This window comes from Sphingobium sp. PNB (assembly GCF_019873065.1).
Lineage (GTDB): Bacteria > Pseudomonadota > Alphaproteobacteria > Sphingomonadales > Sphingomonadaceae > Sphingobium > Sphingobium fuliginis.
In genome coordinates this window covers 1-20,278 of the sequence record NZ_JAINEZ010000071.1, presented here as the reverse complement: position 1 = coordinate 20,278, position 20,278 = coordinate 1, and the positions used below count along the sequence as shown (strand labels likewise).

The window sequence follows — 20,278 nt, the reverse complement described above, 5'->3', positions numbered from 1 at the left end:
CGGGAAGCCGGCCCCACCGTCAGAACTGGACTCCTGCATTGGCTCAGGCCGACCTTCGGGTCGCGGGAGCACGCTGCGTTAAACCTCGGGCGGGGAACACATGTTCCCTATCGCTTCACCGCTTTTGGCGCATCCGGCGCAAAGGCGTCCCCGAAGAAATCCCCCTTGTACCAGAGCGGCGCCTGCGGCTCGTCCGCGATCTCCCGCGCGATGGCATAGTTCACCTTGGCGAACTTGGCCGCCGCGCCCCAGTTGAAGGGCAGGCTCATCTGGTCGGAAAGCTGGTGATAGTCGGTCTTGAGGAAATGTTCGAACGCCTCTTTCCCCGGCCCTGCGAAACCGGTCATCAGGAACACCGCCAGCACCCCCTCCTGCACGAAGCGATAATGGTCGGACCGGGTGAACAGCCCTTCGGCCGGCAGGGGATCGGGCGAGAGCGAAACGCCCTCGGCCTTCGCCGCTTTCTCGACAATCGGCCCCAGGGTCGAATGATCGGCGCCGAAGGCGATCACGTCCTGAAAATCATAGGTCAGGATCGGCATGTCGAGATTGACCACGCCGACCAGCTTGCCCCCCGCCGGCAGGACGGGGTTCCGCGCCAGATATTGCGACCCCAGCAGCCCGTCTTCCTCCGCCGTCACCGCCGCGAAGAGGATGGAGCGTTTCGGCCGCTCCCCACTCTCCGCAAAGGCCTTGGCCACCGCCAGCAGGGTCGCCACGCCCGACGCATTGTCCATCGCGCCATTATAGACCCTGTCCGGCCCCTTGCCGTCTTCCTTGACCCCCAGATGGTCGAGATGCGCCATCAGCAGCACATATTCCCGGGCCAGCGCCGGGTCGGAACCGGGCAGCACCGCCAGCACATTGCGGCTGGGCGCGGTCTCGACGGTGCTGGTGCGGTCGATGCGGATGCCGGGCTTCAGCGCGAAGCCCTTGGGGCGGACGCCCTTCTTCTCCGCCTCGGCACGGATCGCGGCCAGGCTCCTGCCCGATCCGGCGAGCAGCGCGTCGGCGGCGGCGCCGGTCACTGTGCCGGTGCCGCGGATCCCGGGGGTGCGGACATAGGGCTGGCCGTCTTTTTCCAGCCAGCTCACCGTCGGATGCTGCGCCCGGTCGCGCAGCTTCTCCCAGGGGGTGCGGCGCAGATAGCCGGTGGTGGGAATGGTGATGAGGCCGATGGCCCCGGCCTGCTGCGCCGCCAGCGCCTTTTCGGCGGCCAGGTGCGCGCCGATCTCGCTCGGCATGCCGACGGGCGAGCCGGACAGCGCCACCGCGAACTTGCCCCGCAGGTCGAGACCGGCATAGTCGTCGATCTTCTCGCGGCCGGATTTCAGGCCATAGCCGACGAACACCGCCTGCGCCTCGATGCTTTGCCGCGGCTCCCGGCCGAAGGCGCCGACAGCGACATCGTCGCCATTGGCGAAGCGCCTGCCGCCAATGTCCATCGACGGGGCGGCCCCCTTGTCGAGCCGCGCCACGGCAAGCGTCACGGGCTGATACCAGCTGTCGGCAACCGCCTGCCGCAGGCCCAATGTCTCGAACCGCGCGGCGACATAGCGGGCGGCGATGTCATAGCCGCGCGTGCCCGCGTCGCGCCCCTCCAGCAGGTCGTCGGCCAGGAAGCCGATGTCGGCCCGAATGCCCTCCGCACTGATGGCGGGCGCGGTTTTGGCGGGTGCTGGGCCGGGGGTGGCGAGGGCAAGGGCGAAGGTGGAAGCGAAGGCGAAGGACCGAAGGCGCATCGGGTGCGAAAACCTCTGTTTATGGTTGGAAGGGAAACCTAGCGCGTTGGTTTCGTCTGTCCAGCGGCCTCTCGCCCTTGCCGGAGGATGAGGCGCCTCTCCCACATGCGTATTGCACAGCTAAAACGCCCCGCTATGCTGCCCGACAATCCACTGACCATCATGAGGCGCCGATGACCTTCTCCCCCATTTCCCGCCGGATGGCCCTGATGCTCGGCCTGTCCTCGCTCGCATTCGTGCCCATGATGCAGGCGGCGGCTGCTCGGGCGTCCCAGGCGGCGAGCGCGCCCGCGCCGCTTTCCAGCCTGGTCGCGGCGGTGAACATTCCCTATGAGCAGTTCACGCTGAAGAACGGGCTGCGCGTCATCGTCCACACCGACCGCAAGGCGCCGGTCGTGGGCGTGTCCATCTGGTATCATGTCGGCTCGCGCTTCGAACCGGCGGGCAAGACCGGCTTCGCCCATCTGTTCGAACATCTGATGTTCTACGGTTCCGAAAATGCCGACGGACCTTTCTTCGGGCGGCTGGAGGACATCGGCGCCACCGACTGGAACGGCACGACCTGGTTCGACCGCACCAATTATTTCGAGACGGTGCCGACCGGCGCGCTGGACCGGGCGCTGTTCCTGGAATCCGACCGCATGGGCCATCTGCTGGGCGCCGTCACCCAGACCAAGCTCGATACCCAGCGCGGCGTCGTGCAGAATGAAAAGCGCATGGGCGAGAATGAGCCCTATGGGCTGGTCGAATATGCGCAGCTCGCCGCCATGCTGCCGGAGGGGCATCCCTACCGCCACTCCACCATCGGTTCGATGGCGGACCTGAACGCAGCCAGCCTTGCCGATGTGCAGACATGGTTCAAGACCCATTATGGTCCGAACAACGCCGTGCTGGTGCTGGCGGGCGACATCGACGTGCCGACGGCGAAGGCCAAGGTCGAGAAGTGGTTCGGCAATATCCCCGCCGGTCCCGCGCCCAAGGATGTGGATGCGGCTGTCCCGACGCTCGACAAGGATGTCGAGAAGGTGATGCACGACAATGTCGCCGCCACCCGGCTCTATCGCAACTGGATCGTGCCGGGGGTGAATTCGGACGATCTGACGCCGCTCAACCTGGCGATGGCTGTGTTCGGCGGCCTCAAATCCTCGCGGCTCGACAATATCCTCGTGCGGGACGAGAAGGTCGCCGTGGGCGTGAAGGCCAGCATCCAGCCCTTCGAGAAGCTCTCCATCGCGGAGATCACCGTGGACGTGAAGCCGGGACAGGACCCGGCGGCGGTGGGCAAGCGGCTCGACCAGCTTCTGGCCGACTATCTCGCCAAGGGGCCGACGGCGGACGAGGTGCAGCGCGCCGCGACGCAGCAGCTTTCGGGCACCATCGGCGGGCTGGAGAAGGTCGGCGGCTTCAGCGGCAAGGCGGTGACGCTGGCCGAGGGCGCCGTCTATTCGGGCGATCCGGCCAAATATAAGAAGGATCTGGCCGCCGCCGCCGCCGCGACGCCCCAATCGGTGAGCGAGGCGGCGCGCAAATGGTTGTCCCGCCCGGTGTTCCGCCTGACCGTGGCCCCGGGCGAGCGGTCGGCCGAGGACAATGCGCTGGCGGGCAACGCGACCCATCATCCGGCCTATTTCCGCGATCCCAAGAAGCCTGCGCCGGTCGCGGCGACCCCGCCGCCGCCCACAAAAATCGCTGAGCCGGGGATCGAGCCGGTCAAGGACCTGGAATTCCCGGCGGTCGAGCATGCGACGCTCAAGAACGGCATTCCCATCGTCTTCGCGCGCCGAGCAACGGTGCCGGTGGTGCGGGTGTCGGTGTCCTTCGATGCGGGCAATGCGGCCGACGACAAGGCGAAGCTGGGCACGGCGGGCCTGACCACGGCGCTGCTGGACGAAGGCACGACGACGCGCAGCTCCGTGCAGATCGCGGAGGAGCAGGAACGGCTGGGCGCCTCGATCAGCGCGGGCAATGGCATGGACGCGACCAATGTTGGCCTCTATGCGCTCAAGCCCAATCTGGACGCCTCGCTGGGCCTGCTGGCGGACGTGATCCGCAACCCGGCCTTCGCGCCGGCGGAGGTCGAACGTCTGCGCGGCCAGGTGCTGACCCGGATTGCGGCGGAAAAGACCGAACCCATGCCGATCGCGCAGCGCCTGCTGCCGCCGCTTCTCTATGGGCAGGCGCATCCCTACGGCATTCCCTTCACCGGATCGGGCACGGAAAGCGGCGTCAAGGCGGTGACGCGGGCCGATCTCGTCGCCTTCCACGACAAATGGATGCGGCCCGACAATGCGACGATCTTCGTCACCGGCGACACGACGCTGGCCGACGTGATGCCGCTGCTGGAAAAGCGCTTCGGGGACTGGAAGGCGACCAAGGCGGCCAAGGGCGCCAAGCTGTTCCGCATGGACCGCATGATGCGCCCTTCGCGCATCATCCTGGTCGACAAGCCGCAAAGCCCGCAGTCGATGATCCTCGCCGGCCTGCTCACCAACAAGGCGGGCACGGACAATCCGGTGACGCTGCTGACCGCCAATGAGGTGCTGGGCGGCAGCTCGACCTCCCGCCTGATCATGGACCTGCGAGAGACCAAGGGCTGGGCCTATTATGCGGGCAGCGCGCTGCCCGGCGTCAAGGAGACGATCCCGCTGCTGGTCTATGCCCCGGTCCAGACCGACAAGACCGGGGAGTCCATCGTCGCCGCGCGGAAGGACATCAGCGACTTCCTGACCGCCAAGGGCACAACGGAGGCGGAACGCAACCAGACGATCAACAGCCAGATCCTGTCGCTGCCCGGCAGTTTCGAAACCTCGTCCGACCTGCTCGGCGCGATGATGCGCAACCGGATGCTCGGGCGGCCGGACGATTATTATGAGACGCTACCGGGCGTGTACCGCGCGATGACGGCTGCCGATCTCGACAAGGCGGCGCGGGATGCGATCAATCCCGACCGGCTGATCTGGGTGGTCGTGGGCGACGCGAAACTGGTGAAACCGCAGCTTGACGTCGTCGGCCTTCCGGTGGAAATGGGCACATTGGCCGATTGACGGTTACGTAAAGGAGAAGTGCTATGGCAGCAGTGGATGGCGCCTATGACTGCGTCGCGAAAACGCCGATGGGCGACCAGAATGGCGTGCTGACGGTCATCAGCTCGGGCGACGGCTTTCATGGCACCTTCGCGGGCATGATGGGTTCGCTCGACGTGGCCGAGGGCAAGGTGGACGGCAACAAGCTGCGCTGGAAGATGAACATGACGCTGCCGATGCCGATGACGCTGGAATGCGAGGCGGAGGTGAATGGCGACGCCATCACCGGGACGATGCAGCTTGGCGCGTTCGGCACGGCGGGCTTTTCGGGCACGCGTCGGGCCTAAGGGTTTCAGCAGGGCGGAAAAAAGGGCCGGAAACGCGAGTTTCCGGCCCTTTTTCGTGCCGCGCCAAAAACTTCCCCTATGCGCAACGGGGGGGGCGCTTACGGAAGCGGCAGGTCGTGACCCTTTTTAACTCCACCCGCCCAAGGCTGCTTCTCCTCCCATCCCGCGATGGAGAGAAACGAAAATCCCTTGACGCAGGATATTAGTTAGCTATCTAAGAAAAATGTCCCGATCGGAGTTGAAGCGCGCCCTCGCGCATAAAATGCCGCAGGTGGCGCGCCAGTGGCGGCAACTGGCCGATCTGGCGCTGGCGGAATTCGGCGTCTCGAACAGCGCGGGCTGGTGCCTCATCTATCTCGACCGGCTGGGCCCCGATGTCCGGCAGGCGGATCTGGCAGAGGAACTGGGCATCGCCCAGCCTTCGTTGGTCCGGACGCTGGACCAGCTGCAGGCGGCGGGGCTTGTGGAGCGCGTGCCCAATCCCGATGATCGGCGGTCGAATCGAGTCGCCTTCACGCCGGAGGGGCAGGAGCTGGTGGGCCGGATAGAGGCCAGGCTGGAGAATCTTCGGCGCGAATTGCTCGACGGCGTGCCCGATGCCGCGATCGAGATCATCGTCAACCTGCTGAACCTGCTGGAGCGGCGCATGGCCGAGCGGCGGGGTCAGTCGTAACGGGACGGCCCGCCATGAATGGCCCTACATGCGAGCGCTGATATGAACGCCCTTGGAGAGCGCATCGGCTGGCCTGCCGCGCTCTTTTCCCTGAAATGCTTCGCGGCGGCGATGCTGGCGCTCTATGTCGCGCTCAGCATCGGGCTGGAGCGGCCCTATTGGGCGTTCCTGACCAGCTATATCGTCGCCCAGCCGCTGGCCGGGGCGGTGATTTCCAAGGCGGTGTTCCGCGTCATCGGCACGCTGACCGGCGCGATCTTCTCCGTCGCCATCGTGCCGCCGCTGGTCAATGCGCCGGAACTGCTGTCGCTCGCCATGGCGCTTTGGCTGGCCCTGTGCGTCTTCGTCTCCCTGCTCGACCGCACGCCGCGATCCTATATGTTCGTGCTGGCGGGCTATAGCGCCTGCCTCATCGTCTTCCCCGACGTCGACACGCCGCAGACCATCTTCACCGTGGCGACGCTGCGCGTGCAGGAAATCACCATCGGCATCATGTGCGGCAGCCTGGTCCATGGCGTCGTCTTCCCCGGCTCCATTACCAATCTGCTGCTGGTGCGGGTGGAGGCGATGCTGCGCGATGCGGAGCGCTGGTCGCATGACGCCATCGCGTTGGAGCCGGTGGAGGGACTGGCGCAGGAACGCCGCCGTCTGGCGCAGGACATCACCGAACTGCACCAGATGTCGGTGCACCTGCCCTTCGACATCAGCCGCCTCGCGCCCCGCGTTCGCACGGTGCGCGCGATGCAGGACCAGCTTTCGCTGCTGCTGCCCCTGGGCGCGGCCGTGGAGGACCGGCTGGCCATGCTGAAGGCGGCAAGCGGCGGAAAGGTGCCGCGGGAGGTCGAAGAACTGATCGCGGATGTCCGCGCCTGGATCGTCGACCCCGGCGACGACATCATCCTTCGCACCGCGGCGGCGGATGCCCTGATCGCCCGCTGCGCCGCTCTGGAGCCTGCGGCGCGGGCGGAGATGGGGTGGGCGGACATGATGCGCCTCAGCCTGTTCGCCCGGCTGGCCGCCCTGATCGCGGCGCATCGCGACTGCCGCGACCTTTACGACCAGATGGTGACGCACAGGCGGGAGGCGGTCAGCCCCCGCGTCGGTGAGTTGCTGGAGGGGCGGCGCAACCGCGAACTGCACAGGGATTATGCCGGGGCGGCGCGCGGGGCCCTCGGCGCCTTCGTCACCGTGGCCGTGGGCTGCGCATTGTGGATCGGCAGCGGCTGGAAGGACGGCGGCAGCGCGGTGATGCTGGCGGGCGTGTTCCTTTCCCTGTTCGCGGCGTCGGACAATCCGCTGGCGCCGCTCAAGGGCTTCATGATCGGAACCATCGCCGCTTCGCTGCTCGGCGCGGTCTATGGCTATGCGATCATGCCGCGCCTCGACGGCTTCGCCATGCTGGCGGCCGCCTATGCGCCGATGCTGTTGCTGCTCGGCACGATGATGGCGTCGCCGCGCTGGATGGGCATCGCCCTGCCGACGCTGTTGGGGCTGGGCAGCCCGGTGCTGCTGTCGGATCGCTATGTCAGCGCCTTTGCCAGCTACGCCAACGGCACCGTGGCGCAGCTGGTGGGCATCTGGTTCGCGATCATCATGGCCGGGCTGTTGCAGTCGGCGGGGGTGGAGCGGGCGATCCGGCGCACGGTGCGCGCGGGCTGGAACGACATCGCCAACCGCGCCACGTTGATGACGCCGCCCGATCTGCGCGGCTGGATCAACCGGATGCTGGACCGCATCGCCCTGTTGGCGCCGCGTCTGGCGGCGGTGCGGTCCGACAGCGGGCGACCGCTCTACGACGCGCTGCGCGACCTGCGGACCGGCGTCGCCATTGGCGAATTGCGGCAATTGCGGCTCGACCTGCCCGCCGATGAAGCGGCGCCGCTGGCCGATGTGCTGACGGGCGTCAGCGCGCATTATCGCGGGCTGGACCCGGATGCGCCCGCGCCCGCGAAGCCCGCCCTGCTCACCGACATCGACCATGCGATCAGCGACCTGTCGCGCAATCCCAGCGCGGTGATCCGGCGGGAGGCCATACTCGCGCTGGTCAGCCTGCGCCGCAACCTGTTCCCTGAAAGCGAAGGCTATCGGAGAGTGGCCGCATGACCGGAGAAATCGCCCTGGGCGGCGTCTATGTGCCGACCCTGTTGTTGCTCGCGCTGGTGGCGCTGATCCTGAGCTGGGGCGTCACCCGGCTGATCGGCGCTTTCGGCCTCTATCGTTTCCTCGCCTATCGCGCGGCGGTCGACCTCAGCATCTTCGTGCTGGTGCTGGGCGCGCTCGCCCTCCTCGTTCCCACCCTTGGAATCCGCCTATGAACCGTTTTGCCGCCACGCTGATCCCCCCTGCCCTGATCAGGAGCGCCGCCACCATCGTCATCGTCATCGCCGCCGTGCTGGTGGCGATATGGATGTGGAACCATTATGAGCGCAGCCCCTGGACCCGCGACGGGCGGGTGCGCGCCGATGTGGTGCGGGTGACGCCGGACATTGGCGGGCTCGTCACCTCCGTCGCCGTGCATGACAACCAGGCGGTCAGGGCGGGCGACCTGCTGTTCGTGATCGACCGGCCGCGCTATGCGCTGGCGCTGGAGCAGGCGGAGGCGCAGATCGCCAGCGCCCGGGCCACACTCGGTCAGGCGCGGCGGGAGGCGACCCGCGACGTCGCGCTGGGCGAACTGGTGGCGAAGGAGGCGCATGAACAGAATGTCGCGCGCGTCGCGACGGCGGAGGCTGCGCTGGCCGAAGCGATGAGCGCGCGCGATGCCGCCGCCCTCAATCTCAAGCGAACGCGGGTGGTCGCCTCGGTCAACGGCGTGGTCACGAACCTCGACCTGCATCCGGGCGATTTCGTCGCGGCGGGGCAGCAGGCCATGGCGCTGGTCGACCGCGACAGCCTGCGCATCGAAGGCTATTTCGAGGAAACCAAGCTGCCGCTGGTCTGCATCGGCGCGCCGGTGACGGTGCGGCTGATGGGCGAGGCGCAGGACCTCTACGGGCGGGTCGACAGCATCGCCTATGGCATCAACGACAGCAGCCGTTCGGATTCGGGCAATCTGCTGCCGACCGTCGAGCCGACCTTCTCCTGGGTCCGCCTGGCCCAGCGCATTCCGGTACGGGTGAAGCTGACGCGGGTACCGCCGGAGGTGAAGCTGATCGCCGGGCGCACGGCCACGGTGACGATCGAACCGGCGCGGAAGGACGCGAAACCGGGAGCGTGCCGCCATGCATAATGTCGCGGCTCCCGACACCTTCTCGCCGTTCGGGCTGAGCTTGTCGAAGCCCTTTTCTTTCTTGGGAAGCCGACAGCCTTCACCCGAAGGGAGCGGATGTGGGGCAAAGATGTGGACGCCCTTTCTGGCCTTGGCGCTGGCCGCCTGCGCCACCGCGGGCCCGGACTATCGCCCGCTGGAAAAGTCCGCCGCAACCGCCCCCGCCGCGCAGGGCGCTTTCGTGTCGGCGCAGGACCCCAGTTTCACCGATGCCGAACTGCCCGATCATTGGTGGCGGCTCTATAACGATCCCCGGCTCGATGCGTTGGTCGAACAGGCGCTCGCCGCCAACACCGACCTGCGCGTGGCGGATGCGAACCTGACCGCGGCGGAGGCGGTGCTGCGCGAGGCGGAGGCCGGGCGCACCGTCGGCACCACGGTCAGCGGCGGCGGGACGCTTGCCCGGCCTTCCGGCACGGCGGAGAGCCTGCCGGGCGTGGTCGGCTATGATCTGGGCCTTGCCGCCTCCTATCCACTCGACCTCAACGGCCGGATCAGGCGCGCGATAGAGGCGAGCACCGCCGATCTGGAAACGGTCGTGGCGGCGCGCGACTATGTGCGGGTCAGCGTGGCGGCCGCCACGGCCAGGGCCTATGCGCAGGTCTGCGCCGCCAATTATTCCCTGACCGTCAACCGGCGCGTCGTCGCGCTTCAGCGGGAGACGCTCAACGCCACCCAGCGGCTGTTCAGGGGCGGGCGCGGCACCGCCTTCGACGTCAGCCGGGCGCAGGCGGCGGTCGACGCCAGCGAGGCGAGCCTTCCCGCCTTCGATGCACAGCGGCAGAGCGGACTCTATCTGCTGGCGACGTTGCTGGGGCGATCGCCCGCGGATTATCCCAGGGAAGTGGAGGGCTGCGCGACGCTGCCGGCGCTGAACGCGCCCATGCCCGTGGGCGACGGCGCGGCGCTGATCCGGCGGCGGCCCGACATCCGGCAGGCGGAACGCAGCATCGCCGCCGACACCGCCCGCGTCGGGGTGGCGACCGCGGACCTCTATCCGCAGGTCAGCATCGGCGGATCGCTGGGGCTCGCCGGACCTCTCAAAAGCTTCGGTTCGGGCACCAGCTTCGGCATGAACCTGGGACCGCTGCTGAGCTGGAGCTTCCCCAACCGGCCTGTCGTCAGGGCGCGGATCGCGCAGGCCGATGCGCAGGTACAGGCCGATCTCGCCCGTTTCGACGGGACCGTGCTGGAGGCTTTGCGGCAGACGGAAACGGCGCTGGAAAGCTACCGCCGCCATGCCGAGCAGACGGCCGCGCTCGACCGGGCGCGGGATAGCGCAGGCGTTTCGGCGGCGCAGGCGGGCAAGCTGTTCCGCTTCGGGCGCGGCGATTTCCTGTCCCTGCTGGACGCGCAGCGCTCGCTCGCCAATGCGGAGGCTTCGGCGGCGGCGGCGCGGGTGCAGTTGGTGCAGGACCAGATCGCCATCTTCCTCGCTCTCGGCGGTGGCTGGTCGTAAGCTGGTTTGACCAGATCAGGGCGCAACATGCTCCTGCGCGGGAACTGGCTGCCATTCAAAGGGAAAAAGAACACCCGCCGATCCTGGGGACCGGCGGGTTATGGAGCTGTTGGGACTCCAATGCTTCACGGGATCAATATTGGACGGTGACCGTCACCGCGCGGCGGTTCTGCGCCCAGGCCGCTTCGTCCGAACCCAGGGCGGCGGGGCGTTCCTTGCCATAGCTGACGGTGGTGATGCGGCCGGCGTCGATGCCCAGCGACGCGAGATAGTTCTTCGCCGCATTGGCGCGGCGCTCGCCCAAGGCGATATTATAGTCGCGGGTGCCGCGCTCGTCGGCATGACCCTCTATGGTCACGCGGACATTGGGGTTCTGTTGCAGCCAGGCCGCCTGGCTCTGCAGTATCTGCTGATCCTGCGCGTCGACATCATATTGGTCGGTGTCGAACAGGATGCGGTCCGACGAGACGGAAGCCACGAAATCCTCCTGGCTGCCCTTGACCGGGCCCGAAGGCGTCGCCGGTCCGCCGGTCTGGGCCGAACCGTCGCCGCCGGGGGCAGGCGGCAGTTCCTGCGGCGGCTTCTTGGAGCAGGCGGCAAGGGCTATGACGGCGGTCGCCATCAGCAGGGGACGGGATAGTTTCATCGGGTTGCTCCTCAACATGGTCTGAAAGTCGTTACGCAGTCGGGACGATTCGGTTCCGATATAATGCAGATCAGGAGCGTGGGCAGTCCGTCCTGAGTGGGATGGCCGCGCATATCAGGGCAGCAAGGGCCCCCAGGCCGGGTCCGAACCGCTGAGCGGCGTCGGTATGCGCCGTTCGTTCACGCCGGTCAGGTCGACCTGCCACACCTGGCTGCTGCCCTCCCGGCCCGGCGTGGTGCGGAAATATTGCAGCACGCGGCCATTGGGCGACCAGCTCGGCTGCTCATCCTGCCAGCCATTGGTCAGGATGCGCTCATTGTCGCCGGTCGGCGTCATGACCGCGATCTTGAAGTCGCCCGAAATCTTGGTGAAGGCGATCAGGTCGCCGCGCGGGCTCCATTCGGGCGTCGCATAGCGGCCGCCGCCATGGCTGATCCGGCGCTGGCCCGAACCGTCGGCGTTCATGACATAGATCTGCTGGCTGCCGGAGCGGTCGCTTTCGAAGACGATCTGGCGGCCGTCGGGCGAATAGCTGCCGCCGACATCGATGCCCGGCGCCGTGGTCAGGCGCACGGGCGCGCCGCCGCCGGCCGAAACGCGATAGATGTCCGTATTGCCGGCGATCGCCATGGAAAAGAGGATGTTGCGGCCGTCGGGCGACCAGCGCGGCGCGAAGGTCGGATTGTTGCTTTCCGTCACCAGCCGCTGCCGTCCCGTGCCGATGTCATAGACATAGATGCGGACCCGGTTGTTCAGATAGCTCACATAGACGATCGACTTGTAGTCGGGCGAAAAGCGCGGCGTCAGCGCGATCGACTGGCCATTGGTGATGAAACGGTGGTTCGCGCCGTCCGAATCCATGATGGCGAGGCGCTTGGTGCGGTTCCCCTTGGGACCGCTTTCCGCGATATAGGCGATGCGGCTGTCGAAGAAGGGGCTTTCCCCCGACAGGCGCGCATAGATGGCGTCGGCGCATTTATGCGCGGCCCGCCGCCAGTCGCGGGGCGCGACGACATAGCCCTGCCGCGTCAGTTCCTGCTTCAGCGCCACGTCGTAGAGATAGCAGCCGACGGTGATGTCCGCCTCGCCCCCGGTGGTGCGGACGAAGCCCTGCACCAGCGCCTGATAGGCGCCCCATTTATCGTAGGCGGGATTGGTGACTTCGGGAAAGGCGATGGTCGGAATGCCGCCGGGGCCGGAGGGATCGAACAGGCCCGACCCCTTGAGGTCGGCGGCGATCACCTCCGCGATCTTGCGCCCCAGTTCGGTCGAACCGCCCGCGGGCGTGGAGACTTCCGCCTGCGCCGGCAGCGCGGGGACGACGATCTTGAGGTTGGAGGAGGATTCGTCCGTCACATCGACGCTGAGCTGCGCGGAAGCGGCGGGCGCGAACGCCAGCAGCAGCGCCCCCAGCGTGGCGCCGAACATGGCTCGGGCCTTTCCTGTCCTGAAGGGTCGGGTCATTGCGATAGCCTCTTGTCGAAGGAGATGCGGAGGGATTTCCAGCCATCATAAAGAGCGGGCGGCAGCTTGAACGGCGCGGCCAGGCGGATCGCCTTCACCGCCAGTTCCTGATGCAGCGTCACCTGCGTGCGGTTGCTGGCGGTGATGCCGGTGGTGTTGACGACCTGCGGCTGCCCCGCGAGCGAACCGTCGCGGGCAAGCTGCACGTCGACGAAGGTGCGAAGCTGCTCGATGTCCGCGCCGCTGGGGGACTTCCAATAGGGCTTGAGCTGGCGGCGGATTTCCGCGTCCAGCGCGGCCTTCTGCGCGGGGCCCATGGCGGCGGCGGGCGGCGGCGCGGGCTTGCGCGGCGCGTCATCCTCGGTGTCGATGCCCTTCAGGAAATCCTTGCCGAGCAGTGATCCCTTGGGCTTGTCCGCCTTGCCCTGTCCCGAAGCGCGGGCAGGCGCGTCGGACCTAGGCCTGGCCGCGGGCTTCTGCGACGCCTTGGCGGGCGCGGCGGCGGCTGGCTTGGGTTTTTCCGGCGCAGGCTTGGACTTGGCGGGGGCGGGTTTTTCCGCCGCCGGCTTGGGCTTGGCGGCGGGTACATTCTTCTTCGGCGGAGCGGGCGCGGGCTTGGGCGGCGCTGGCTTTGCCACCGGCTTGGGCGGCGCTGGCTTTGCCACCGGCTTGGGCGGCGCGGGCCGGGGAGCCGGCGCCGCCGGGGTCGGTTCGGGCTGCGGCGCCGGCTCGGGTTCCGGCGCAGGCGCGGCATCCTCGGTCGGGCCCTGCTCCGGTGCAACGCTGGGCGGGGGCGGCTGGGTCGACACCTGCGGCGCCGTCGACTTCAGCGCCACCTCATCCACCAGGCTGACGTCCATCGGCGGCGAATTGAGCTTCAGGGGGTTGGGAGTGGCCAGAAAGCCGGACGACAGCAGGCCGAACAGCAGGACATGTCCCGCCGTCGCCACGCCAAGGCCGATTTTCTCCGCGCGATCCATCGCCACGACCTATGGCCCCTATTCTGAACCGCTGCTGACAGCGGAACCGCCTTCGGAACCGGTGCTGACCAGCGCGACCTTGTTGAGTCCCGCCCGGTTCAGCTCGCCCATGACCAGCATCACCCGGCCATAGTCCAGCCCCTTGTCGGCGCGCAGGAATATCTGCGGCGGTTCGGCCTTGCCCGCATTGGCGGACATGATCTCGGCCAGGCGGCCGGGCAGTTCGGCGTCGCTGATCTGCGCGTCGTCGATGAAGACCCCGCCGTCGCGATCGATCGACACCACGGTCGGCTTCTGGTCCTGGTCCAGCCCCTTGGCGCGGGTTTCGGGCAGGTTCACCGGCACGCCCGTGACCAGCAGCGGCGCCGTCACCATGAAGATGATCAGCAGCACCAGCATGACGTCGACCAGCGGCGTGACGTTGATGTCCGCCATCGGCGCGCGGTGACGACCGCGCCGGCCGGAGGGAGGTCCGGACATGGCCATCAGCGCGCTCCTCTTTCACCCGTCACCGCTGCGCCTCCAGCTCGCGGCTCAGCGTCGAATAGAAGCCGTCGGCAAAGCGCGTCAGCCCCGATTCCATCCGGTTGATGCCATGGCTGAAGCGGTTGTAGGCGATCACCGCCGGGATCGCCGCGAACAGGCCGATGGCGGTGGCGAACAGCGCCTCCGCAATGCCCGGCGCCACGACCGCCAGGCTGCTGTTCTGCTCCGCCGCGATGCTGGTGAAGGCCCGCATGATGCCCCATACCGTGCCGAACAGCCCGACGAAGGGCGCGACCGACCCGATGGTGGCCAGGATGTTCAGCCGGTCCGACAGCCGGTCGACCTCCGCCGCGATGGTGCTGGACATGGCGGTCGACAGCCGGTCGCGGGTGCCCTCCCGGTCGATCACCTTCTGCGCGGTGGAGCGGCGCCATTCGGTGACGCCCGCGGCCATCACCCTGGCGGCGGGGAATTCCGCCTTGCCGCGGGCTTCGTAGAAGCGGTCTATATCCTCCGCCTTCCAGAAATCCTGCTCGAACGCCCGGCTCTGCCGGCTCGCCTTGCGCAGGGTGAAGCTGAAGCCGATGATCATCGCCCAGGTCCAGATGCTGGCCAGCAGCAGGCCCAGCATCACCACCTTCACGACGATGTCGGCCTGAAGGAACAGGGCCAGCGGCGAAATGGTGGCGGCTTGCGCGGCATTGCCGACCGCAAGGCCAACGTCGGGCATCGAAAGGCTCATGGGTTGATGTCTTCCCCTCTCATCAAACGGCTGAAAATGTCGGTCCAGGGCTTGGGTTGCCGGCGCGGGCGGCCCTGGGGCGTCAGGAAGGCGACGGAAACATCGCCTTGCGTCAGTATTTCCCCATCGCGCATGACCGTCTGATGAATGGAACATGAAGCGGCGCCGACTTTGGTGACGCGGCTCACGACCATCAGGTCATCGTCCAGCCTGGCGGGGCGGCGGTAATGGAGCTGAAGGTCGGTGACGGCATAGACGCCCTCTCCCCCCTCCAGATTGCCGCGCTGGTCGATCCCCGCGATGCGCAGCATGTCCGACCGCGCCCGCTCCATATAGCGCAGATAATTGGCGTGATAGACGAGGCCGGACAGATCGGTGTCCTCGAAATAGACGCGCAGCGGGAAGTGATGCACGGCGGCAATGAACCTTCCGGTCGCCGGCGCGGGCAGCAGGTCTGAAACGGACATGCCGGGGCTTTTAACCATCAAGCAGGCGCGGCGCAAAGCGGGAAATCACAGAAAGATCAGCGCTCCGCCGACCGTCCGGGGCTTTCCGTCCGCTTTCGCCCGTGCGGAAGCTCTGGCGGCCCGCCTGCCATGGCGCTACGGGGACGGCGAACAGGATTCTGTGCAGGAGGGTTTCGGCAATGACGGATATTCGGACCGTGGGCGTGATCGGCGCGGGCCAGATGGGCGCGGGCATCGCGCAGGTGGCGGCGCAGGCGGGCTATGAGGTGATCCTGTCCGACATCGACCTGCCCCGCGCGCAGAAGGGCCGCGACGGCATCATCCGTCAACTCGCAAAGGCTGTGGAAAAGGGCAAGCTGGCGCAGGCCGACGCCGACGCCGCCATCGCCCGGATCACGCCGGTGGGCGAAGTCGCGCCGCTGGCCGCCTGCCAGTTGGTGATCGAAGCCGCGACCGAGCGGGAAGAGATCAAGCGTTCGATCTTCGCCAATGTCGGCGCCCTGCTGGCCGGCGATGCGATCCTCGCCTCCAACACCTCCTCCATCCCGATCACCCGGCTGGCGCAGGCGGCGCCCGACGCGGGGCGCTTCGTGGGCGTGCATTTCTTCAACCCGGTGCCGGTCATGGCGCTGGTCGAGGTCATTCGCGGCCTCGCCACCAGCGCGGAGACGGTGAGCGCGGTGGAGGGCTTCGCCGCCAGCCTGGGCAAGCAGGTCGTCCATGCCTTCGACGCGCCGGGCTTCGTGGTGAACCGCATCCTGCTGCCGATGCTCAACGAGGCGGTGTTCGCGCTGGGCGAGGGCGTGGGCAGCGTGGTCGACATCGACAAGGGCGCGATGCTGGGCCTCAACCATCCCATGGGTCCGCTGACGCTGGCTGATTTCATCGGTCTCGATACCTGCCTGGAAATCTGCAAGGTGCTTCAGAACACGACCGGCGATCCCAAATATCGCCCCGCGCCGCTGCTGGTGAAATATGTCGAGGCGGGCTGGCTCGGGCGGAAGACCGGCAAGGGCTTTTACGATTATTCGGGCGCGGAGCCCGTGCCGACGCGTTAAGAGGACAATAGTCCCCCTCCCGTAGACGGGTGGGGTTAGGGGTGGGCGCGAGCGGAGCGAGCTTCTGTCCTCAATTGCAAATTGCCGCTGGCGCGGCATGCCCACCCCCACCTCCAGCCCCTCCCGCTTGCGGGAGGTGGCTACCCCGCGCTCAACCCATGTTTCTTCATGCAATGGCGAAGCTGGTCATAGGTCAGCCCCAATCCCTTCGCCGTCGCCCGCTGGTTGTAGCGGTAGCGCTCCAGCGCCGCCCGCACGATGGCGGCCTCATGCGCATCGACGGCGGATTTGAGGTCGGTGATCGCGTCATGGCCGTTCGCGACCGGAGCGGGTGAACCCATGGGCGCGGCTTCCACCGCCGCTTGCGCCGCCATCAGCGGCTTGGGCTTCCACGGCGAGGCGAAGGGATCGAACACGATCGCCGCGACCGGCCGCCCGGGCTCATTCCAGCGATAGACCGCCCGTTCCACCACATTGCGCAGCTCGCGCACATTGCCGGGCCAGTCATGCGCCTCCAGCTCGGCCATGCAGGCGGCGGAAAAGCCGGGCCATTGCGGCCAGCCGATCTCCGCCGCCATGCGCCGCCCGAAATGATCGGCCAGCACCGCGACATCCCCCTCCCGCGCCCGCAGCGGCGGCAAGGTGATCACCTCGAAGCTCAGCCGGTCCAGCAGGTCGGGCCGGAACCGCCCGGCATCGGCGGCGGCGGGCAAATCCTCATTGGTCGCCGCGACGATCCGCACGTCGACGGTCATGGGCTTCGACGCCCCGATCCGCGTCACCTCCCCATATTCGATGACCCGCAGCAGCCGCTCCTGCGCCGCCATGGACAGCGTGCCCAGCTCGTCCAGAAACAGCGTGCCGCCATCGGCTTCCTCGAACCGCCCCGCCCGCGCCCGCGCCGCGCCGGTGAAGGCGCCCTGTTCATGGCCGAACAGTTCCGCCTCGATCAGCGTTTCGGGCAGGGCCGCGCAGTTCATGACGATCAGCGGTTCGTCCCAGCGCGGCGAGAGGTGGTGAAGGCGCTCGGCGATCAGTTCCTTGCCGGTCCCGCGTTCGCCGATGACCAGGACCGGCCGGTTGAGTTCTGCCGCCCGCCCGGCCTGTTCGACCGCATCCAGAAAGGCCAGCGACTGGCCGACGAACTGGGTATTTTTCTCCATCCCCAACTTATGGTGAAATTTCCCATCTTTCGGCAAGCCCAATATTCGGACAATCGTAAAAAACCGCGAAACTCCGCCATTTCCGCAAATTGGCACGGCTTCTGCAAAGCCGGAAAGCGAAGCCGCTGACGCATCAAGCGGCACATCGACGAAGGCCAAGGTTCAGGAGTTTATCATGGAAAAGCAAAGCAACAGCGTTCGCGAAATCGGCCAGTTCCTGTCCGTCGCCATCGCCTCCGTCCTGTTCGGATCGACCCTGATCCTTTCGGCGGTCGGCCCGGCCCGCGCCAGCGAAATCCCGATGCTCGCGAACAAGGAATGCCCCGCAGCCTTGCACTATCTGGCGTAAGGCCTGCCTAACAAGTTCGTACCAGGAGTGAAGTTCAAATGGGTATTTTCTCCCGCACCCGCGACATCATCGCCACCAATGTCACCGACCTGCTCGACCGGGCGGAAGACCCGGCGAAGATGATCCGCATGATCATCCTCGAAATGGAGGAGACGCTGGTCGAGGTGCGCGCCTCTGCTGCCCGCACCATCGCCGACCAGAAGGAAATGCGGCGCCACATCGCCAAGCTTCAGGGCCTGCAGGACAGCTGGACGGAAAAGGCCCAGCTCGCGCTCAGCAAGGACCGCGAAGACCTTGCCAAGGCCGCGCTGGTGGAAAAGCAGAAGGCAGCCGACATGGCGGAGCAGCTTTCCCATGAGATCGGGGTGCTGGACGAAGCGCTGCGCGCCTCCGAAGAGGACATCGCAAAGCTCCAGGCCAAGCTGCGCGAGGCGCGCGCCCGCCAGAACAGCCTTGTGACCCGCATGGAAAGCGCCCAGAATCGCCTGCGCGTCCGCGAAGCCTATGCCGGCGAGAAGGTGAACGACGCCTTCGCCCGCTTCGACATGCTGGAACGGCGGGTCGACATGGCCGAAGGCCGCGCGGACGCCATGGGCCTTGGCGCCCAGCCCAAGACGCTGGAGGAAGAGATTGCCGAGCTGAAGGCCAGCGACAAGGTCGATGCCGAACTGGCCGCGCTCAAGGCGTCCATGAACAAGGGAGAGTGACGCATGGAGGACGTGTTCCTGCCCATCATGATCTGCGGCATGCTGTTCATCGGCATGCCCTGGCTGATCTTCCACTATGTCACCAAGTGGAAGCAGGCGCCCAAGATCACCGATGAGGACGAGAAGCTGCTGGACGAGCTGCATCTGCTCGCCCGGCGGCTGGAGGAGCGGCTGCAGACGGTCGAACGGATCGTCGCCGCCGACAACCCCGATTTCCGCCCCGCCCGTCCGTCGCAGGACGATGGCTATGAGTTCGACCGCCCATATCCCGAACGCCAAAATCCCGACAGGAGGAATTGAGATGGCTGCCCGTCGCACCAAATTCTATCTCGACAAGCAGAACGGCAAATGGATGGGCGTCTGCGCCGGCATTGCCGACTATACGGGGATCGACGTGCTGTGGGTCCGGGTCGGCGCCGTGCTGGTGACGCTGATGGGGGCCTTTCCCTGGACGCTGATCGCCTATTTCGTCGTCGCCTATTTTGCCGAGAACAAGCCGCTGGGCCTCTATGCCGACCGCGACGACCAGAAATTCTGGCAGGGCGTGCGCACCAATCCGGCGCGCTCCACCCGCGACGTGCGGTCCAAGTTTCGCGACATCGACCGGCGCCTGGCCGACATCGAAACCTACTATACCAGCCGCAACACCCGGCTGGCGGATGAGATCGACAGCCTGCGCTGACGGAATCGCATCGCCTACGCCGTTTATCGAACGGGCTTGGGAGCCTGTCGAAAAGCCGGCCAATTTGTCTGAGAAATCCAACATCTGATGGGCCGCGCCCATGGGGAGCGGAATGAGGGAGGTTTGCCATGTCGGAACAATTCGCGATGTTCGCGCAACTCGCGCCGCTGATCGCGATCTGTACCGGGATCGGTGTGGGCGGATGGATCTTCACCACCTGGCTGCGGATCAAGCATGGTTATCCGTTGGATGGGGCCTGGGGCCAGGCCGTCTATCCCAGGGCGGGCAATGAGGCGATGGAACGGATCAGCCTGCTGACCCAGGAAAACGCCCAGCTCCGTGCCGAACTCGGATCGATGAAGGACAGGCTGGCCGTGGTCGAGCGCATCGTCACCGCTGAAAGTCACGCATTGAACAGGGAAATCGAGCGCCTGCGCGGCCCCGCCAACTGAAGGGCCCCACGCTCAGCAAGGGAAAAAAGTCATGAATCCGTTCGAAATGGTCGTCGCCATCGTCGCCATAGCGGCAATCGCCAGCGTCGTTCGCGCCAAATATGGCATCGTCCGCCGCCACAAGGGCGAGGAACTGGTCCAGCGCGGACCCGATCCGGAAGCCGAACGGCTCCGTGCGGAGGTGAAGGCGCTGAAGGACCGGGTCGCCGTGCTGGAACGGCTGGCCACGGACAGCAGCACCGCGCTGGACCGCGAATTCGACAAGCTCCGGGATCGCGACTGACGCGGCCCACCATCACAGGGAGGACGATATGCAGGACCCCCTCATCACTTTGACATTGGCGGTCGCGGGTCTGACCGGACTCGCCATCGTCGCCGCCACCGCCCTGCGGGGATGGAATGGCTGGCTGGACCTGAAGCGCGCGGAACTCGCCCGCGGAACGGACGAGGCAGCACCACCCTCCACCGCGACGCGGATCGAGGTGGCCGACCTCAAGGAACGCATCCGCAAGCTGGAAGCGATCGCCGCGGGCGTGGACCTCTGAAAATCCGTTGCTCCCCCTCCCGCGA

Annotated in this window: 23 protein-coding genes; 15 read left to right on the top strand and 8 right to left on the bottom strand. The window is 66.9% G+C overall.

What is annotated here, in order from left to right; translation table 11 throughout:
• Positions 1 to 107: 107 nt before the first annotated feature.
• Positions 108 to 1,742 carry a M28 family metallopeptidase gene (locus tag K7W03_RS20105; protein WP_222887145.1) on the bottom strand — a complete coding sequence of 545 codons (1,635 nt, stop codon included), beginning with the start codon at positions 1,740 to 1,742 and terminating at the stop codon, positions 108 to 110.
• Positions 1,743 to 1,915: 173 nt separating this feature from the next.
• Here K7W03_RS20105 and K7W03_RS20100 point away from each other — a divergent pair, with 173 nt between their 5' ends.
• The 7 genes from K7W03_RS20100 to K7W03_RS20070 all read left to right on the top strand — a co-directional run bounded on the left by K7W03_RS20100 (position 1,916) and on the right by K7W03_RS20070 (position 10,512).
• Positions 1,916 to 4,786 carry a M16 family metallopeptidase gene (locus tag K7W03_RS20100; RefSeq protein ID WP_222887144.1) on the top strand — a complete coding sequence of 957 codons (2,871 nt, stop codon included), beginning with the start codon at positions 1,916 to 1,918 and terminating at the stop codon, positions 4,784 to 4,786.
• 23 nt (positions 4,787 to 4,809) lie between these two features.
• Positions 4,810 to 5,112 carry a hypothetical protein gene (locus tag K7W03_RS20095; protein WP_048576931.1) on the top strand — a complete coding sequence of 101 codons (303 nt, stop codon included), beginning with the start codon at positions 4,810 to 4,812 and terminating at the stop codon, positions 5,110 to 5,112.
• Positions 5,113 to 5,335: 223 nt separating this feature from the next.
• Positions 5,336 to 5,785 carry a MarR family winged helix-turn-helix transcriptional regulator gene (locus K7W03_RS20090; protein ID WP_025549803.1) on the top strand — a complete coding sequence of 150 codons (450 nt, stop codon included), beginning with the start codon at positions 5,336 to 5,338 and terminating at the stop codon, positions 5,783 to 5,785.
• Between the two features lie 42 nt (positions 5,786 to 5,827).
• Positions 5,828 to 7,888 (top strand): FUSC family protein, encoded by a 2,061-nt coding sequence (locus tag K7W03_RS20085; RefSeq protein ID WP_222887143.1) that lies wholly within the window; start codon positions 5,828 to 5,830, stop codon positions 7,886 to 7,888.
• Entirely contained in the window at positions 7,885 to 8,100 is a 216-nt protein-coding gene (locus K7W03_RS20080; RefSeq protein WP_025549801.1) for a DUF1656 domain-containing protein, read from the top strand. Before K7W03_RS20085 ends, K7W03_RS20080 begins: the two co-directional genes overlap by 4 nt.
• Positions 8,097 to 9,014, top strand: a complete 918-nt coding sequence (locus K7W03_RS20075) for an efflux RND transporter periplasmic adaptor subunit (RefSeq protein ID WP_140042643.1) — start codon at positions 8,097 to 8,099, stop codon at positions 9,012 to 9,014. The genes K7W03_RS20080 and K7W03_RS20075 overlap by 4 nt, the downstream gene beginning before the upstream one ends.
• A 109-nt stretch (positions 9,015 to 9,123) precedes the next feature.
• Positions 9,124 to 10,512 carry an efflux transporter outer membrane subunit gene (locus tag K7W03_RS20070; protein ID WP_222887142.1) on the top strand — a complete coding sequence of 463 codons (1,389 nt, stop codon included), beginning with the start codon at positions 9,124 to 9,126 and terminating at the stop codon, positions 10,510 to 10,512.
• A 133-nt stretch (positions 10,513 to 10,645) separates the two neighbouring features.
• On the opposite strand, the gene pal is transcribed toward K7W03_RS20070, so the two are convergent.
• From pal to K7W03_RS20040, 6 genes are all read right to left on the bottom strand, one after another.
• Complete coding sequence (pal, locus tag K7W03_RS20065) at positions 10,646 to 11,158, bottom strand: peptidoglycan-associated lipoprotein Pal (RefSeq protein ID WP_044660423.1); 513 nt, start codon at positions 11,156 to 11,158, stop codon at positions 10,646 to 10,648.
• 114 nt (positions 11,159 to 11,272) lie between these two features.
• On the bottom strand, positions 11,273 to 12,586 hold the full coding sequence (gene tolB / locus K7W03_RS20060) for a Tol-Pal system beta propeller repeat protein TolB (protein WP_222887141.1): 1,314 nt from the start codon (positions 12,584 to 12,586) through the stop codon (positions 11,273 to 11,275).
• 32 nt (positions 12,587 to 12,618) lie between these two features.
• Positions 12,619 to 13,602 (bottom strand): cell envelope biogenesis protein TolA, encoded by a 984-nt coding sequence (locus K7W03_RS20055; protein ID WP_222887149.1) that lies wholly within the window; start codon positions 13,600 to 13,602, stop codon positions 12,619 to 12,621.
• Between the two features lie 18 nt (positions 13,603 to 13,620).
• On the bottom strand, positions 13,621 to 14,088 hold the full coding sequence (gene tolR / locus K7W03_RS20050; protein ID WP_025549797.1) for a protein TolR: 468 nt from the start codon (positions 14,086 to 14,088) through the stop codon (positions 13,621 to 13,623).
• A gap of 22 nt (positions 14,089 to 14,110) precedes the next feature.
• Entirely contained in the window at positions 14,111 to 14,830 is a 720-nt protein-coding gene (gene tolQ / locus K7W03_RS20045; protein WP_044660420.1) for a protein TolQ, read from the bottom strand.
• Positions 14,827 to 15,297, bottom strand: coding sequence for a YbgC/FadM family acyl-CoA thioesterase (locus K7W03_RS20040; RefSeq protein WP_044660419.1), 471 nt, complete (start codon positions 15,295 to 15,297; stop codon positions 14,827 to 14,829). Before K7W03_RS20040 ends, tolQ begins: the two co-directional genes overlap by 4 nt.
• 179 nt (positions 15,298 to 15,476) lie before the next feature.
• Here K7W03_RS20040 and K7W03_RS20035 point away from each other — a divergent pair, with 179 nt between their 5' ends.
• Positions 15,477 to 16,355, top strand: coding sequence for a 3-hydroxybutyryl-CoA dehydrogenase (locus tag K7W03_RS20035; RefSeq protein WP_048576935.1), 879 nt, complete (start codon positions 15,477 to 15,479; stop codon positions 16,353 to 16,355).
• A 140-nt stretch (positions 16,356 to 16,495) separates the two neighbouring features.
• Here K7W03_RS20035 and pspF read toward each other — a convergent pair whose 3' ends face one another.
• Positions 16,496 to 17,518, bottom strand: coding sequence for a phage shock protein operon transcriptional activator (gene pspF, locus K7W03_RS20030; protein WP_048576936.1), 1,023 nt, complete (start codon positions 17,516 to 17,518; stop codon positions 16,496 to 16,498).
• Positions 17,519 to 17,693: 175 nt separating this feature from the next.
• Between pspF and K7W03_RS20025 the strand changes: the two genes are divergently transcribed.
• The 7 genes from K7W03_RS20025 (at position 17,694) to K7W03_RS19995 (ending at position 20,253) form a co-directional block, all read left to right on the top strand.
• The gene (locus tag K7W03_RS20025) at positions 17,694 to 17,867 is read left to right on the top strand and encodes a hypothetical protein (protein ID WP_165363315.1); all 174 of its coding nucleotides are present in this window, start codon (positions 17,694 to 17,696) and stop codon (positions 17,865 to 17,867) included.
• A gap of 38 nt (positions 17,868 to 17,905) precedes the next feature.
• Positions 17,906 to 18,574: a phage shock protein PspA gene (gene pspA, locus K7W03_RS20020; protein WP_222887140.1), complete on the top strand. Its 669-nt coding sequence runs from the start codon at positions 17,906 to 17,908 to the stop codon at positions 18,572 to 18,574.
• A 3-nt stretch (positions 18,575 to 18,577) separates the two neighbouring features.
• Positions 18,578 to 18,874, top strand: coding sequence for an envelope stress response membrane protein PspB (gene pspB / locus K7W03_RS20015; RefSeq protein ID WP_025549792.1), 297 nt, complete (start codon positions 18,578 to 18,580; stop codon positions 18,872 to 18,874).
• Between the two features lies 1 nt (position 18,875).
• A complete protein-coding gene (pspC, locus tag K7W03_RS20010; RefSeq protein WP_025549791.1) occupies positions 18,876 to 19,256 on the top strand; it encodes an envelope stress response membrane protein PspC in 381 nt (126 codons plus the stop codon).
• A 128-nt stretch (positions 19,257 to 19,384) separates the two neighbouring features.
• Positions 19,385 to 19,708 (top strand): hypothetical protein, encoded by a 324-nt coding sequence (locus K7W03_RS20005; RefSeq protein WP_413469343.1) that lies wholly within the window; start codon positions 19,385 to 19,387, stop codon positions 19,706 to 19,708.
• A gap of 31 nt (positions 19,709 to 19,739) precedes the next feature.
• Positions 19,740 to 19,991: a hypothetical protein gene (locus K7W03_RS20000; protein WP_025549790.1), complete on the top strand. Its 252-nt coding sequence runs from the start codon at positions 19,740 to 19,742 to the stop codon at positions 19,989 to 19,991.
• A 28-nt stretch (positions 19,992 to 20,019) separates the two neighbouring features.
• The gene (locus tag K7W03_RS19995; RefSeq protein WP_025549789.1) at positions 20,020 to 20,253 is read left to right on the top strand and encodes a hypothetical protein; all 234 of its coding nucleotides are present in this window, start codon (positions 20,020 to 20,022) and stop codon (positions 20,251 to 20,253) included.
• The last annotated feature ends 25 nt before the right edge of the window (positions 20,254 to 20,278 follow it).